The organism is Pseudomonas sp. 1152_12, from assembly GCF_052850675.1.
In genome coordinates, this window is record NZ_VXCW01000010.1 from 258,490 (window position 1) to 274,434 (window position 15,945).

The window sequence follows — 15,945 nt, forward strand, 5'->3', positions numbered from 1 at the left end:
TCAGGATTGCAATTTATCGAGCTTCTTCTCATGCGCCGTCACCTGCTGGCATAACTCGATCATCTGCTCACGCATCCAGCGGTTGGCCGGGTCTTGATCGGTGCTTTCGTGCCAGTACAGGTGGGTTTCCACCGGCGGCACGTCGTTGACCGGCAGGTTGAACCAGTGCAGTTCATGGCGGCGGGCGAAGCGTTCAGGCACGGTCATCACCATGTCGGTCTGCTGCAAGACTTGCGAGGCCATCAGGTAATGCTGGGAGCGCAGGGCGATCTTGCGCTGGATGCCCATCTTGCCGAGGGCCAAGTCAACGTGGCCCAAGCCGTTGCGCCGGCTGGAGATATGGATATGCGTCAGTGACAGGTAGTCATCCAGCGTGAACGTGTCCTTGCTCGCCATCGGGTGGCCCTTGCGCATGGCGCACACGTAGCGGTCTTCCATCAGCTTGACGTGGCGCACTTGCGGGTCGGTATTCAGCGGCGCGTCCACGGCAAAGTCCAGGCGCCCGGCGGCGAGTTCCTTGGTGGTTTCGCGGCGTTTGGACAGGAAACTCTCGATCACCACAGTGGGCGCCAAGCGGCGCAGGCGCTGGAACAGCAGCGGCAAAATCACCGCCTCGGTGAGGTCGGTCATGCTGATGCGATAGGTCTTGGCCGCCTGTTGTGGGTTGAAAATCCGGCTTTCCTGCACCGACACCCGCAGCAACGACAACGCATTGCGCACCGGGCCGATGATGTTCTGCGCCATGGGCGTGGGCACCATGCCTTGGGCGGTGCGCACGAACAGCGGGTCGTTGAAGGTTTCGCGCAAGCGCGCCAATGCGTTGGACACCGCCGGCTGGGTGATGCCGACTATCTGCCCTGCGCGGGTCAGGTTGGCTTCGGTGTAAATCGCATCGAAGACGATAAAGAGGTTGAGGTCGACCTTGCTCAGATTCATGTCGTTGCGCTCTTATTGTTAGGTGGCGATTTGTTAAGTGCCCATGCGCCGATCATATATCGGTGATGAATGTTAATACACGCCGAGAATAGGCTAGGTAAATTATCAGCGCTGTTCTAGCATCGATTGCATGACCTAAACAACCTCTCAGAGAAGGGAGCTGCTCATGGATTTCGCCTATTCGCCCAAGGTTCAGGAACTGCGTGAACGTGTCACCGCGTTCATGGATGCTTACGTTTACCCGGCCGAGCCGGTGTTCGAACGCCAGGTCAGCGAAGGTGACCGTTGGCAGCCCACTGCCATCATGGAAGAGCTGAAAGCCCGCGCCAAAGCCGAAGGCCTGTGGAACCTATTCCTGCCAGAATCCGAACTGGGGGCTGGCTTGACCAACCTTGAGTACGCGCCGCTGGCCGAAATCATGGGGCGCTCGCTGTTAGGGCCGGAGCCGTTCAACTGCTCCGCGCCCGACACCGGCAACATGGAAGTGCTGGTGCGCTATGCCAACACCGAGCAAAAACAACGCTGGCTCGAACCCCTGTTGCGCGGCGAGATCCGCTCGGCGTTCGCCATGACCGAGCCGGACGTGGCGTCTTCAGACGCAACCAACATGGCCGCCCGCGCTGAGCGCCACGGCGATGAATGGGTAATCAACGGCAAAAAATGGTGGACCTCCGGCGCCTGCGACCCGCGCTGCAAAATCCTGATCTTCATGGGCCTGAGCAACCCGGATGCACCGCGTCACCAGCAGCACTCGATGATTCTGGTGCCAGTGGATGCCCCTGGCGTGAAAATCGTCCGCCCGCTGCCGGTATTCGGCTACGACGACGCGCCCCATGGCCACGCCGAGGTGCTGTTCGACAACGTGCGCGTGCCTTACGAAAACGTACTGCTGGGTGAAGGTCGGGGCTTCGAAATTGCTCAGGGGCGTCTTGGCCCAGGCCGTATTCACCACTGCATGCGCTCCATCGGCATGGCCGAGCGCGCGCTGGAACTGATGTGCAAACGCTCTGTCAGCCGTACCGCGTTCGGCAAGCCATTGGCGCGCCTGGGCGGCAATATCGACAAGATCGCCGACTCACGGATGGAGATCGACATGGCGCGCCTGCTGACGTTGAAGGCGGCGTACATGATGGACACCGTCGGTAACAAAGTCGCAAAAAGCGAAATCGCCCAGATCAAGGTAGTGGCGCCGAACGTGGCGTTGAAGGTGATCGACCGTGCGATCCAGATTCATGGCGGCGCTGGGGTTTCCAACGATTTCCCGCTGGCCTATATGTACGCCATGCAACGTACCCTGCGCCTGGCCGACGGCCCGGATGAAGTGCACCGCGCAGCGATCGGCAAGTTTGAGATCGGCAAGTATGTGCCTAAAGAACTGATGCGCAGCGGGCAGTAGGACCGAGTCGCCTGCATTCGTGAGCAAGCCCGCGCCCACATTCGACCGCATTCTCATGCTGGAAACCGGTCAAATATGGGCGCGGGCTTGCTCGCGAAGGGGCCGTTCTGAACACCACAAAACGTTCAGGTCAATACACCCAAACCTCAACCCGCCGATTCTTGATCCGCCCCTCATCCGCCGTATTCGCCGCCACCGGCATCTGCGCACCAAACCCGCGTATATCACGCAGCACCACGCCGCTCTTGACCAGTTCGCGCCGCACCGCCATCGCCCGCAACTTCGACAACAGCGCCGCCCGCTGCGGATCACTCTTGGCGTCGCCAAACCCCACCAGCGTCACCTGCTTGTCGAGCTTGCCGTGGCTGCTTATATACGCCACCACCCGTTGCAGATCCTGGCGCGCCTTGTTGTCCAGACTGGCACTGCCTTCCTCGAAACGAAAGTTCACGGTCAAACGCTGGGCGTCACGGGCGATGGTTTGATAGCCCTCGGGCATCGATGCGCGCGGTTCCACGGCAATCGCTCGCACCTGCTGAGCGATAAACCCATTGGCGGCCACCACCGCCTGGCCCTTGCTGCTCTGAGTAAAATCGACCAATGCCTTGGCCCACGGATTGCGACTCGACGGCGGCAGGTAGAAGTACAGCCGTCGTGACAGTGGGTAGTCTTCGGTGGCAATCAGACGGGCCAACGGCAGCATGGGTTGCGAGTCGCCGTCGACAATCGCCACGGCCTTGGCCTGGCGCACATACGGCAGGCCGATAAAACCAATGCCTTGAGGGTCATGGCTGACGGCGTCAGACAAGGCTTCGCTGGATTCGAAACGTTTGGCTGAGCCTGCAAGTGGCTTGTTGCGCAGGCGTAGCACCAGTTCCTTGAAGGTGTCATAGGTGCCGGATTGATCATCGCGTGCGTATAAATGAATGGCGCCGCCGCGCCCCCCCAGCGCCTCCCAGGTGTTGACCTCACCGTTGAAAATCTGCGCCAACTGCTCAGTGTTCAGTGTCTCCAGTGGGTTGCTCGGGTTGAGGATGATGGCCAGGCCATCGATGGCGATCACCTGCTCGGCCTCAGGGCTTTTCAGGTCGCCGAAGGCTTCAAGGTCTACCAGTTCACTGTCCTTGATCGGGCGCGATGCCGCCGCCAGGTCGGCACCGGCTTTTTTCAGCGCGGTGAAACCGGTGCTGGAGCCGTGAGCAGCCACCTCGATAGTCACCGATTTTCCCAGACGCGTCTTGCCGATCACCCGCTGCTCATTGGCACCTTCGCCAGGCTCGCTGTGCACCGCCTGCAAGCCTTGGTGCTCCATCAGGCCCTTGACCAAGGCGGGCCCCAATGCCGCGCCAATGGTATTGGAACCCTGGATACGCAATGCGGGACCTTGATCGGGGACGGGCAGGGAAGCAGCCACAGCGCAGAGGGGTAGGGTCAACAGAAACAGAACGCGCAGCATCATGCTGGCACCTTCTTAGGCCAAAGGGAGTGCCCGGAGATTAAGTCAGTTGGATTTCAACAATATGACTGACACTCAGTTGATCAAAATGTGGGAGGGGCTTGCTCCCGATGGCCGTGTGTCAGTCAGCTCAACTCAAGCCAGATCGGCGCATGGTCCGACGGTTTCTCCAAACCGCGCAACTCGTAATCCACACCCGCGTCCTTTACGCGTGACAACAAGCCAACCGACGCCATGATCACATCAATGCGCAGCCCACGCTTGGGCTCATCTTCGAACCCTCGGCTGCGGTAATCGAACCAGCTGAAACGGTCGGCGACGTCTGGGTTGAGGTGACGGAAGCTGTCTACCAGGCCCCAGTTTTTCAGGCGGGCCATCCACTCGCGCTCTTCCGGCAGGAAGCTGCACTTGCCGGTTTTCAACCAGCGCTTGGCGTTGTCGGCGCCGATGCCGATGTCGCAGTCTTCGGGGGAGATGTTCACGTCGCCCATCACCACCAGCGGTTGATCACTGCTGAACTGGCTTTCCAGCAAGTGCTGCAAATCTTCGTAGAAGCGCTGCTTGGCGGGGAACTTGGTCGGGTGGTCGCGGCTTTCGCCTTGGGGGAAGTAGCCGTTCATGATGGTCACGGGGTGGCCGTTCTCATCGGCGAAGGTGCCCCAGATAAAGCGGCGCTGGGCGTCTTCTTCATCACTGGCAAAACCTTTGTGCACGCTCAGCGCTTCTTTGCGCGAGAGCAGGGCCACGCCGTAGTGGCCTTTTTGCCCGTGGAAGTACACGTGGTAGCCCAAGGCCTGCACTTCGGCCAACGGGAACTGGTCATCGTGAACCTTGGTTTCCTGCAGGCCGATTACGTCGGGTTGATGCTTTTCAATCAGCGCCGCCAACTGATGGGGGCGGGCGCGTAGCCCGTTGATATTGAAAGAGACGATTTTCATGGTCGGCAGTCCAGTCTGGCAAAAGGGCGATGCTAGCCGACAAGTCAGGCCGGGGCCAGCGTGGCGGTAGGGCGGATGCACTGCTAATGTCTGGGAACGACTCGCGCCGTACAAGTTCGTACCCATAAGAACGCCATCTTTTTTGAATGGCGCCCAGGGAGATTGACTGTATGCCTGACACTTCGACTGCCAATGCCGAAATACGCCTGCTCAACAGCGGCTATTCGCGCGAGGCGCGTTCCATGTTGTACCAGGCCTATCGGCATGAGCCGACCTTCGCCTACCTCTTCGAAGCAGAACGGCCTGGCTATGAACAGCGGGTTCGCGCCACCGTGCGCGAACTGGTCAAGCAGCACTTTTTTCAGAAACTGCCCGCCATCGGCCTGTTCGTCAACGACCGGCTGATCGGTATTGCCCTGATCGCGCCGCCGCAGCGGCGTTTAGGCATCACCGAAAGCTGGGCCTGGCAATTGCGCATGTGGCTGAGCACCGGTGTGCGTGGCACTCGGCGCTATCTGGAATACCATCATGCGGTGCTGGCCTGTCTGCCGAACGAGTCGGTGCACATGCTGCCGTTATTGGGTATTCACCCGCAATTCCAGGGCAAGCATTACGGCGAGCAGTTGTTGGGGGCCGTGCACAACTGGTGCGCCGACGATCCGCATTCGTCGGGCGTCGTGCTTGATACCGGTAACTCACGTTACCTGGATTTCTACAAACGCCAGGGTTATGAGGAAATCGGCGAAGTGGCCGTCGGCCCCATCCTGGAGCATGTATTTTTCCATCCCAATCCCCAAACGTTACATGCTGCAACGGCTTAGACAGAATTATTCAGACTATTACGGGTTCAAAGAGTCTCCCCAGCTCGTGTAGCATCCGCGCCTATGAAGTTTCCAGGAAGATTTACCAGCGGCTTGATTCTGCTGTTCACAAGCTGCGGCGCATTGGCGCAGAGCGAGCTGGACGTGCGGGTCAAGCCATCAAACGATGCGTTGAAAGCCAACATTGAAGGCTATATCGGCGGGGTCGGCGATCGTGACGAAGAAGCCTTGCAGCGCTTCAGCCGTGGTGCTGAAGAGCAGGCGCGCAAGGCGGCCCAGGCGCTAGGCTTCTATCAGCCGCAGATCACCAGTGATGTGAGGGGCGGTAAGAACCCGCGTCTGACCCTCACCATTGACCCCGGCGAACCGGTGCATTTGCGCAACGTGACCATTCGGGTTGACGGCCAGGCCGCGAGCCTGAAGTCCTTTCGCGTGCCCGTCAGCGACGACCTCAAATCCGGCGCCGTGCTCAACCACGGCCATTACGAAGACGCCAAGCGTCTGATCCAGAACCAGGCGTCGCGCTACGGCTTTTTCAGTGGGCGCTTCACCCGCCAAAAACTCTCGGTAGACCCTCGGGCGGGCGTCGCCGATATCGAACTCATCTATGACAGCGGCCCGCGTTACACCATGGGCAAGGTCAGCTTTGCCGGCGACACGCCGTTTGATGAAGACCTGCTGCAACGCATGGTGCCGTTCAAAAGCGGGGCTCCTTACGACTCCGAACTGATCGCCGAACTCAACCAGAACCTGCAATCGAGCGGCTTTTTCGAGGCCGTGCGCGTCGACGCCACCCCAGCGGCCTCGGCCGACGATGTGATCCCGGTGGCTGTGCAACTGGAAACCCGCAAGCCACGCACCATGGGCCTGGGCCTGGGTTATTCGACCGACGTCGGCCCGCGCGGCAAAGCCAACTGGACCCGCCACTGGGTCAACCCGCAGGGTCACAGCTATGGCTGGGAAGCCGAACTGTCGGCGCCACGGCAAAACGTCGGCTTGTGGTATGACATTCCCCTGGACCCACCGCTGACCGACAAACTGCGCTTCGCCGGTGGCTACCAGAATGAAGAAATCGCCAACACCGATACCCTGAGTAAACTGCTGACCCTTGGCCCTGAATGGCACAGTAAATTGCCCAGCGGCTGGACCCGGGTGATCTCGCTGAAGTATCAACGCGAAGAATATCGCTTGGGCAATGATTCGGGCCTGAGCAACCTGTTGATGCCGGGGATCAATTATTCCTACCTGCGCAGCGACAACCGCATCGATCCGCACAATGGCTACCGCCTGATGTTCGACGCCAAGGTCGCCAAGGAAGGTCTCGGTTCCGATACCAACCTGCTTTACGGCACCGCCACGATTAAAGGCTTGACCACTGTGTGGGATAACCACCGCTTCCTGGGCCGCGCGCAGTTCGGCGGCAGCGCCACCAATGGCTACAAGTCGGTGCCACCGTCGCTGCGCTTCTTTGCCGGTGGTGACCAAAGTGTGCGCGGGTACGAGTACCAGACGTTGTCACCCGAGAACGACCGCGGTGACCGCATCGGCGGCCGCTATATGGTGGCCCTGAGCGCTGAGTATCAATATTCCATCGCCGAAAAGTGGCGGATCGCGACCTTTATCGACCAAGGCAACTCCTTCAACACCCTGGAAATGCCCAGCCTGAAAACCGGCGTGGGTGTTGGCGTGCGTTGGGTTTCGCCGGTGGGACCGATTCGCCTTGACTTGGCCCATGCTCTCGAAGATCCGGGCGGCATTCGTTTGCACTTTTCCATGGGGCCTGAGCTGTGATGCGTGGTTTGAAAATAACGGGGCTGGCCATTGTGGCCGTCCTCGCCTTGGTGTTGTTGGCGCTGTGGACAGTGCTTGGCACTCAAGCAGGCAGCCGCTGGGCCTTGGGCCAAGTGCCGGGTTTGACGGTTGAGAATTTTCAGGGCCGCCTGGGCGGTCAGTGGAGCGCCGACCATCTGTTGTGGCGGCAAGACACCAGTCGGGTCGAGCTCAATGCTCCGACGTTCGACTGGTCACCGGGTTGCTTGCTACGCATGACCCTGTGTATCAACAGGCTGGATGTGGAGCAGGTCAGCCTGCAATTTCCACCCAGTACTGAAGAGAGCAGCAGTGGGCCGATCCAACTGCCGGATTTGAACTTGCCTGTGGCCATCCAGCTAGGTGACATTCGCGTCGGCAGTCTGCTGTTTAACGGCAGCGAAGAACTCAAGGGCCTGCAACTGGCGGCGCACTGGACAGCGGCCGGTATGCAGATCGACTCGGTGCACCTTCAACGTGACGACCTGGTGCTGGACTTGGCCGGCTTGCTGCAACCCACTGGCAATTGGCCGTTGAGCGCCACCGGCAACCTGAGCCTTCCTTATGCGCCCGGCGGCGCGCCCTGGAAAGTCGCACTCAAAGTCGACGGTGACCTGCTCAAAACCCTCACGCTGGATGCCGACAGCAGCGGCTACCTGCCCGGGAAAATTCTCGCTGAGGTGCAACCGCTGGCGGAAAACCTGTCGGGTCAATTGCTGATCAAGTCTGATGCGTTCAAACCGTCTGCCGATTTGCCCGACACCCTGCAATTCAATGAGCTGGTGCTCATGGCAAAGGGCGACCTGAAAAGCGGGTTTGCGTTATCGGGCCACGCGTTACTGCCCGCCGAAAAAAGCCCGGTGACGTTGCTGCTCCTGGGGCGCGTTGATACCAAGGGCGCACAAATTTCAAGGCTGGACCTGGTTGGCGACGACAAACAAAGCCTCAAGCTCAGCGCCAATCTGGACTGGCAACAAGGCTTCAGCGCCGACGCGAAAATCGACTGGTTGGATTTTCCCTGGCACCGCCTCTACCCCGTGATCGACGAGCCGCAGGTTGCATTACGCACCTTTAATGGCGAAGTCTCCTACAAGGACGGCAACTACCTCGGCAACCTCAAGGCCGACCTTGACGGTCCGGCCGGCACGTTCAATGTGGTCACGCCGTTCAGTGGCGATCTCAAGCAAGTCTTCCTGCCTGAGCTTAAATTGACGGCGGGCCAGGGCAAGGCCGAAGGTCACCTGAGTCTGCAATTTGCCGACGGCATTGCCTGGGACACCGCGCTGGACTTGTCGGCGTTGAACCCGGCGTACTGGGTCGCTGAGTTGCCGGGCACCTTGGCTGGACCGTTGCGCAGCAAGGGCGAGTTCAAAAATGAACAGCTCAAACTGAATGCCGACCTCGTCCTTAAAGGCCGTTTGCGCGGCCAAACCGCCGTGCTGGCGGCGAAGGCAGAAGGCGCGGGCGAGCAATGGACGTTGGCCAATCTGGATATCCGCCTGGGTGACAACCGCATCAACGGCAGTGGCAGCTTGCAACAGCGCGTGGCTGGGCAGATCGACATCAAGCTGGCGCGCCTCGCCCAGTTGTGGCCGCAATTGCGTGGGCAAATCAATGGGCGTGTCGATGTCGCTGGTACCTTGCAAGCGCCGCAAGGCAAGCTCGACCTCAAGGGCCAGCAACTGGCGTTTGCCGATAACCATCTGCAAAGCCTCAGCCTCGGCGCCACGCTCGACAACGCCCAACGCGCGAAGATTGACCTCAAGGGCAGCGGCATCCAAGCCGGTGAGACCCAGGTCGGCACCCTGACAGCCAGTGCCCAAGGCGATATCAAGAGCCAGAAAGTCCAGCTGGACTTGGCTGGCCCCTTGGTCAAACTGGCCCTGGCTTTGGACGGCAACCTCGACAAAGGCAACTGGCGAGGGCGGCTGGCCAGCGGTGATGTAAAAGCTGGCGGCCAGGACTGGAAACTGCAAGCCCCGGCAAGAATCGAGCGTTTGGCCGACGGCAAGCTGACCTTTGCCGCGCACTGCTGGGTATCGGGCCCTGCAAGCCTGTGCGGTGAAGACCAGCGCCTGATGCCTGAGCCCAAGTTGCGCTACCACCTCAAGCAATTCCCCATCGACAGTCTGGCGGCTTTCTTGCCTAAAGATTTTGCCTGGCAGGGTAAGCTCAATGCCGATGTTCAACTCGATCTGCCCGCCAGCGGTCCCAAAGGCGTGGTCGCGGTGGATGCCAGCGGTGGCACCTTGCGCGTCAAGGACAAGGACCAATGGCTGGACTTCCCCTATGACACCCTCAAGTTGGAAACCACCCTTAACCCCAAGCGCATCGACACCCAGCTGAATTTCCGCGGTGGCAAGCTTGGCGAGTTGCTGTTGCAGGCACAGATCAACCCGTTGCCGAAGAACAAACCGATCACGGGTACGTTCAGCCTCAACGGCCTGGACCTCGCCGTGGCGCGGCCGTTTGTGCCGATGGTTGAAAAACTCACCGGCAGGCTTAACGGTAATGGCCGCATCTCCGGTGGGCTGCTGGCGCCGCAGGTCAACGGCAGCGTGAACCTGGTGGGCGGCGAGGTCTCCGGCCCTGAATTGCCGATCAGCCTTGAAGGCTTGAACGTACAGGCGCTGATTGCTGGCGAAAGCGTGCAGTTGAATGGCGCCTGGCACAGTGGCAAGGCCGGGCAGGGCAGCCTCAAGGGGCAGATCGACTGGGGCCAGGCACTGGGGGTGGACCTGCGCCTGCAAGGCTCGAAACTGCCGGTCACGGTGGAGCCTTACGCAGCACTGGAAGTGGCGCCAGACCTGACCATCAGCCTTAAAAACGACAAATTGGCGATTGCCGGTAAAGTGCACATCCCGCGGGGTGATATCACCGTGCGTGAACTGCCGCCGTCGACGGTCAAGGTGTCGGATGACACGGTGATTGTCGGCAGCCAGACTGAACAGGGCAAGCCGCCGATGGCGATGGCTATGGACATCGACGTGGTGGTGGGCGAGGACCAGCTCAACTTCGCTGGCTTCGGTCTCACCGCCAAGGTGCAGGGGCAGGTGCATATCGGTGACAACATGGACACCCGAGGCGAGCTGTGGCTCAACGACGGTCGCTACCGCGCTTACGGGCAGCGGCTCAACGTGCGCCGCGCTCGGCTGTTGTTTGCAGGGCCGCTGGACCAGCCGTTCCTGGATATCGAAGCTATACGCGTGGTTACCGAGCCGTCCAGGACTGTGACTGCCGGTATTCGCCTGAGCGGCAGCGCCGAACAGCCGACCACGCAGATCTTCTCCGAGCCAGCCATGCCTCAGGAGGATGCGCTGTCGTACTTGGTGCTGGGGCGTTCGCGTAACAACACCGGTGAAGACAACAACATGCTCGCCGAAGCCGCCTTGGGCCTTGGCTTGATGGGGAGCGCCGGGGTGACCTCGGATATCGCCACTAAGCTGGGGATCCAAGACTTCGACCTCGACACCCAAGGCTCAGGCAATAACACCTCGGTGGTGGCCAGCGGCAAGATCACCGAGAAACTCAGCCTGCGTTACGGGGTTGGGGTGTTTGAGCCGGCGAGCACCATTGCCTTGCGCTACTTGTTGAGCAAGAAGGTGTATCTGGAGGTGGCCAGTGGTGTGGCCAGTTCGCTGGATATTTTCTACAAACGGGATTTCTAAACCCTTGCGCCGTAAAAAATGTGGGAGCGGGCTTGCCTGCGATGCGGAGACCTCGGTCCATCAAGTGCACTGAGTTGATTCCATCGCAGGCAAGCCCGCTCTCGCATTTGTTTGGACGACAGCCCATCGGTCGCTGGATTACCAAGCAAGCTAATAATTCCATTTGACATTCGCTGCCTAAGCAGTAACATCTTGTCATACATTCACTGCCTAGGCAGTAATAAGGTGACTTTCGATGACCCACTTCACCCCTGACAGCTTTCGCAACTGCCACCTCGGCCTGTTGCTAGGCCGGGCGGCGCTGCTCAAAGACCGCATTATCGACACCCACATGGAACCTCACGGCGTAACAGCCGCGCAGTTTAAGGTGTTGATCATCATTGCCCAGTTTGACGTCGACACGCCGGCCGAGCTGTGCCGCAATCTGTCGCTGGACAGCGGCTCCATGACCCGCATGCTCGACCGCCTGGAGCAAAAGGGCCTGCTGGCGCGCAAGCGTTCCGAGCACGACCGGCGTCAGGTGCAGTTGGTACTCACCGAAGACGGCCAACGCTTGGCAGACATGCTGCCGCATATCGGCGCGCAGTCGATGAACGAACTGGCCGGAGCCCTGGAGCCCGGTGAGTTGAAAACCCTGGAAAAAATTCTCACGAAAATTCTGGTAGCAGCCGGTGACGCCATCGTCATCCAGCGGGTAGGTAATCAATGAATACGCGCGCACTAAGCCTGGTGCTGGTGGCGATGAGCATGTCCGGGTGTGCCAACTTCAGCGGCCTCCACACCCAAGGCCAACGCCTCGACGCTAACACGCTGCAAACCGGTAAATCCCTCAGTGGTATGACCTTGTCCAGCGCCGCCTGGCCGACTGCTGATTGGTGGAAAAGCCTCGGCGACCCACAGCTCGACGGCTTGATCCACGAAGCTCTGCAAAACAGCCCCGACATGCAAGTCGCCAGCGCCCGGGCCCACCAGGCGCAAGCGGCGGCTTATGCCGCCGATGCTGCGCGTGTGCCGACCGTGGATGCCAGCGCCGGTGTGAGCCGCTCGCGTTTGGCTAAAGACCAGGACCCGCTGGGGCAGGGCGATGCCTACGCCACCGTGCGTAACATCGGCGCCAGCTTCAACTACAACTTCGACCTCTGGGGTGGCCAACGCGCCGCCTGGGAAGCGGCCTTGGGTCAGGCGCGTGCCGCCGAAGTCGATCAGCAAGCCGCGCGCCTGACCCTGGCCGCCAACGTGGCCAAGGCCTACAGCGACTTGGGCCAGGCCCATATAGTGCGGGACTTGGCCACCGACGACCTCAAGCGTACCCGCCAAATGCTCGAGTTGAGCAAGCGCCGCCTGAGTTCCGGTATCGACAGCCAGTACCAGTACCAGCAGACCGAAAGCCTGGAAGCCAGCTCTCAGTCGCAATTGATCGATGCCGAGAAACAGCTGCAAAGCGCCAAGATCGCCCTTGCCGTCTTGCTCGGCAAAGGCCCTGACCGTGGCAACGAGCTGAGCCGCCCGAATGTGTTGAAGCCCAGCGCCGTCGCCGTGCCTTCGGTACTGCCGGCCGAGCTGCTAGGCCGTCGTCCGGACCTGATCGCCGCGCGCTGGCGCGTCGAGGCAGCGAGCAAGAACGTCGCCGCGAGCAAAACTCGCTTCTACCCCAACCTCAACTTGAGCGCGAGCGCCGGGGCCGAGTCGTTGTTGGGCGACGCAATGTTTGGCTCAGCCAGCCGTTTTTTCAGCATTGCGCCGACGATCTCGTTGCCGATCTTCGACGGTGGCCGCTTGCGCGCCGACCTCGATGCCCGCGACGCCGATTACGACCTGGCTGTGGCCCAGTACAACAAAACCCTGGTGCAAGCCTTGGGTGATATCGGCAATACGCTCTCGCAATTGCGCGAAACCGCTCGGCAGATCCAGGCCCAGCAGCACGCCGCGGACATTGCCCAGCAGTCTTACGACACCGGGGTTCAGCGCTATAGCTCGGGGATCGGGAATTACCTGGATGTACTCAGCATCGAGCAGCAATTGCTGCAGGCCCAGCGTCAGCTGGCGACCTTGAATGCTGCGCGGATCGATCTGTCGATTCAATTGATGCAAGCCCTGGGTGGCGGGTTCAACGCCAATGACGTGGCCGTAACCACCCCCGCTACACGCACGGAATAATTTGAGGTATTTGTGATGGCCACTGCCGAAAGCACTAACGCAACAGAGCAACCCAAAGACAACAACCCGCGCAAACGCAAAGTCATGCTGCTCAGCCTGGCGCTGATCGTCGTTCTCGGCGTCCTCGGCGTGTGGGCCTGGTATGAGCTTTACGGGCGTTTCAACGAAAGCACCGACGATGCCTACGTGAACGGCAACGTGGTGGAAATCACCCCGCTGGTCACCGGTACCGTGGTCAGCATCGGCGCCGACGATGGCGATTTGGTCCACGAAGGCCAGGTGCTGATCAACTTCGACCCGAATGACGCCGCGGTCGGCCTGCAAAATGCCCAGGCCAACCTGGCGCGTACTGTGCGTCAGGTGCGGGGTTTGTACAGCAACGTGGATGGCATGAAAGCCCAGGTCAATGCACAGAAAGCTGATGTGCAAACGGCCCAGGACAACTTTAACCGGCGTAAAACCCTAGCCCAGGGTGGGGCAATTTCCCAAGAAGAACTGTCCCACGCCCGCGACAGCCTGACCGCCGCCAAGAACGCGCTGACCAACCTTGAGCAGCAACTGAAAACCACCAATGCCTTGGTGGACGACACGGTGATCAGTTCCCATCCGGATGTGCAGGCCGCCGCCGCGCAGCTGCGTCAGGCCTACCTGGCCAATGCCCGTAGCACCTTGATTGCACCGGTTACCGGTTACGTGGCCAAGCGCACCGTGCAACTGGGCCAGCGCGTACAGCCGGGTACCGCGTTGATGGCGGTGATCCCCCTGGACCAGCTGTGGATCGACGCCAACTTCAAGGAAACCCAACTGCGCGGTATGCGTATTGGTCAGCCGGTAGACATCGAGTCGGACATCTACGGCAGTGACGTGAAGTTCAGCGGCACCGTCGACAGCCTGGGCGCCGGTACCGGCAGTGCGTTTGCCTTGCTGCCGGCGCAAAACGCCACCGGTAACTGGATCAAGATTGTGCAGCGTGTGCCTGTGCGTATCCATATCAACGCCGACGAACTGGCCAAGCACCCGCTGCGCGTGGGCTTGAGCACCGTCGTCAGTGTGGACCTGCACGATCAGAGCGGCCCGGTATTGGCGCAGCAGACGCCGCAAAAGGCTTCGTTCACCACCAACGTGTATGACAGCCAACTGGCCGAAGCCGATGCCATGATCAGCCAGTTGATCCATGACAACAGCCTCGCCGCGCCTAAGGCTGTGCAACGCTGATGAGCAATAACGCCTCGTTCACGCCACCCAGCCTGTTGATGGCCACTATTGGCCTATCGCTGGCGACCTTTATGCAGGTGCTCGACACCACCATCGCCAACGTGGCGTTGCCGACGATTTCCGGCAACCTTGGGGTGAGTTCGGAGCAGGGCACCTGGGTAATCACCTCGTTTGCGGTGAGCAACGCCATCGCCTTGCCACTCACCGGCTGGTTGAGTCGGCGCTTTGGCGAGGTGAAGCTGTTTCTGTGGGCGACCATTCTGTTTGTGCTGGCGTCGTTCCTCTGCGGTATTTCCACTTCGATGCCCGAGCTGATCGGCTTTCGGGTGCTGCAAGGTTTGGTCGCGGGACCGTTGTACCCGATGACCCAGACGTTGCTGATCGCGGTCTACCCGCCGGCGAGGCGCGGCATGGCCCTGGCGTTACTGGCGATGGTTACGGTGGTGGCGCCGATTGCCGGCCCGATCCTTGGCGGCTGGATCACCGATAGCTACAGCTGGCCGTGGATCTTCTTTATTAACGTGCCCATCGGTATCTTCGCGGTGATGGTGGTGCGTTCGCAGCTGAAGAAACGCCCGGTGGTCACCAGCTATCAGCCGATGGATTACGTCGGGCTGTTGAGTCTGATCGTCGGTGTCGGCGCCTTGCAGATCATCCTCGACAAGGGCAACGACCTGGATTGGTTCGAATCCAACTTCATAATCATTGGAGCAGTGATCTCGGCTGTTGCCCTGGCGGTGTTCATCATTTGGGAACTGACCGACAAGCACCCGGTGGTCAACCTGCGCTTGTTCGCCCACCGCAACTTCCGTATAGGCACCATTGTGCTGGTGCTGGGTTATGCCGGTTTTTTCGGCATCAACCTGATCCTGCCGCAATGGTTGCAAACCCAGATGGGCTACACCGCCACCTGGGCGGGGCTGGCGGTGGCGCCGATCGGCATTCTGCCGGTGCTGATGTCGCCGTTTGTGGGCAAATACGCGCATAAATTCGACCTGCGCTTGCTGGCCGGCCTGGCGTTCCTAGCGATTGGCTTGAGCTGTTTCATGCGCGCCGGCTTCACCAATGAGGTGGATTTCACCCACATCGCCTTGGTGCAGTTGTTTATGGGCATTGGCGTGGCACTGTTCTTCATGCCGACCTTGAGCATCTTGATGTCCGATTTGCCGCCAGCACAGATCGCCGACGGCGCGGGTCTTGCGACCTTCCTGCGGACGTTGGGCGGCAGCTTTGCGGCCTCGTTGACCACCTGGATCTGGATTCGCCGCGCGGACCAGCATCATGCGTACATGAGCGAGAGCATGACCACCTATGACTCGGCAACCCGGGATGCCTTACAGGCGCTCGGTGGGGCAGGGCAAAAGGCGTATGCGCAGTTGGACCAGGTCCTCACCAGCCAGGCGTACATGATGTCCACCGTGGATTACTTCACGTTGCTGGGGTGGATGTTCATGGGCTTGATCGTGATTGTATGGCTGGCGAAACCGCCGTTTGCGGCCAAGGCTGGGCCAGCAGCCTCGGGCCACTAACGGATGTACTCGGTCCATAT

Annotated in this window: 11 protein-coding genes; 8 read left to right on the forward strand and 3 right to left on the reverse strand. The window is 60.3% G+C overall.

All coding sequences use genetic code 11. The features are described 5' to 3' along the window. Nucleotides 1-936 carry a LysR family transcriptional regulator gene (locus FW764_RS20295; RefSeq protein WP_446435391.1) on the reverse strand — a complete coding sequence of 312 codons (936 nt, stop codon included), beginning with the start codon at nt 934-936 and terminating at the stop codon, nt 1-3. 166 nt (nt 937-1,102) lie between these two features. On the opposite strand from FW764_RS20295, the gene FW764_RS20300 reads away from it, so the two are divergent. Further along, nucleotides 1,103-2,332, forward strand: a complete 1,230-nt coding sequence (locus FW764_RS20300) for an acyl-CoA dehydrogenase (protein ID WP_446435392.1) — start codon at nt 1,103-1,105, stop codon at nt 2,330-2,332. Nucleotides 2,333-2,462: 130 nt separating this feature from the next. Here FW764_RS20300 and FW764_RS20305 read toward each other — a convergent pair whose 3' ends face one another. Both FW764_RS20305 and xthA read right to left on the reverse strand, forming a co-directional pair. Beyond that, entirely contained in the window at nt 2,463-3,791 is a 1,329-nt protein-coding gene (locus FW764_RS20305; protein WP_446435393.1) for a substrate-binding domain-containing protein, read from the reverse strand. A gap of 122 nt (nt 3,792-3,913) precedes the next feature. Next, nucleotides 3,914-4,726, reverse strand: a complete 813-nt coding sequence (gene xthA, locus FW764_RS20310) for an exodeoxyribonuclease III (protein ID WP_446435394.1) — start codon at nt 4,724-4,726, stop codon at nt 3,914-3,916. A gap of 170 nt (nt 4,727-4,896) precedes the next feature. Between xthA and FW764_RS20315 the strand changes: the two genes are divergently transcribed. From FW764_RS20315 to FW764_RS20345, 7 genes are all read left to right on the forward strand, one after another. Continuing rightward, nucleotides 4,897-5,547: a GNAT family N-acetyltransferase gene (locus FW764_RS20315; protein ID WP_446435395.1), complete on the forward strand. Its 651-nt coding sequence runs from the start codon at nt 4,897-4,899 to the stop codon at nt 5,545-5,547. 63 nt (nt 5,548-5,610) lie between these two features. Further along, entirely contained in the window at nt 5,611-7,338 is a 1,728-nt protein-coding gene (locus tag FW764_RS20320; protein WP_446435396.1) for an autotransporter assembly complex protein TamA, read from the forward strand. Beyond that, entirely contained in the window at nt 7,338-11,024 is a 3,687-nt protein-coding gene (locus FW764_RS20325; protein WP_446435397.1) for a translocation/assembly module TamB domain-containing protein, read from the forward strand. The genes FW764_RS20320 and FW764_RS20325 overlap by 1 nt, the downstream gene beginning before the upstream one ends. 235 nt (nt 11,025-11,259) lie before the next feature. Then, on the forward strand, nt 11,260-11,733 hold the full coding sequence (locus FW764_RS20330) for a MarR family winged helix-turn-helix transcriptional regulator (protein ID WP_446435398.1): 474 nt from the start codon (nt 11,260-11,262) through the stop codon (nt 11,731-11,733). Next, a complete protein-coding gene (locus FW764_RS20335) occupies nt 11,730-13,181 on the forward strand; it encodes an efflux transporter outer membrane subunit (protein ID WP_446435399.1) in 1,452 nt (483 codons plus the stop codon). The genes FW764_RS20330 and FW764_RS20335 overlap by 4 nt, the downstream gene beginning before the upstream one ends. Before the next feature lie 15 nt (nt 13,182-13,196). After that, nucleotides 13,197-14,396, forward strand: coding sequence for an HlyD family secretion protein (locus FW764_RS20340; RefSeq protein WP_446435400.1), 1,200 nt, complete (start codon nt 13,197-13,199; stop codon nt 14,394-14,396). Continuing rightward, nucleotides 14,396-15,925 carry a DHA2 family efflux MFS transporter permease subunit gene (locus tag FW764_RS20345; RefSeq protein WP_446435401.1) on the forward strand — a complete coding sequence of 510 codons (1,530 nt, stop codon included), beginning with the start codon at nt 14,396-14,398 and terminating at the stop codon, nt 15,923-15,925. The genes FW764_RS20340 and FW764_RS20345 overlap by 1 nt, the downstream gene beginning before the upstream one ends. Nucleotides 15,926-15,945: the final 20 nt, after the last annotated feature.

Excerpts from the sequence above, each read along its gene's own strand:
- xthA (WP_446435394.1), bottom strand. The coding sequence starts at position 4,726 with ATGAAAATCGTCTCTTTCAATATCAACGGGCTACGCGCCCGCCCCCAT.
- FW764_RS20340 (WP_446435400.1), top strand. The coding sequence starts at position 13,197 with ATGGCCACTGCCGAAAGCACTAACGCAACAGAGCAACCCAAAGACAAC.
- FW764_RS20300 (WP_446435392.1), top strand. The coding sequence starts at position 1,103 with ATGGATTTCGCCTATTCGCCCAAGGTTCAGGAACTGCGTGAACGTGTC.
- FW764_RS20335 (WP_446435399.1), top strand. The coding sequence starts at position 11,730 with ATGAATACGCGCGCACTAAGCCTGGTGCTGGTGGCGATGAGCATGTCC.
- FW764_RS20330 (WP_446435398.1), top strand. The coding sequence starts at position 11,260 with ATGACCCACTTCACCCCTGACAGCTTTCGCAACTGCCACCTCGGCCTG.
- FW764_RS20320 (WP_446435396.1), top strand. The coding sequence starts at position 5,611 with ATGAAGTTTCCAGGAAGATTTACCAGCGGCTTGATTCTGCTGTTCACA.
- FW764_RS20305 (WP_446435393.1), bottom strand. The coding sequence starts at position 3,791 with ATGATGCTGCGCGTTCTGTTTCTGTTGACCCTACCCCTCTGCGCTGTG.
- FW764_RS20295 (WP_446435391.1), bottom strand. The coding sequence starts at position 936 with ATGAATCTGAGCAAGGTCGACCTCAACCTCTTTATCGTCTTCGATGCG.
- FW764_RS20345 (WP_446435401.1), top strand. The coding sequence starts at position 14,396 with ATGAGCAATAACGCCTCGTTCACGCCACCCAGCCTGTTGATGGCCACT.
- FW764_RS20325 (WP_446435397.1), top strand. The coding sequence starts at position 7,338 with ATGCGTGGTTTGAAAATAACGGGGCTGGCCATTGTGGCCGTCCTCGCC.
- FW764_RS20315 (WP_446435395.1), top strand. The coding sequence starts at position 4,897 with ATGCCTGACACTTCGACTGCCAATGCCGAAATACGCCTGCTCAACAGC.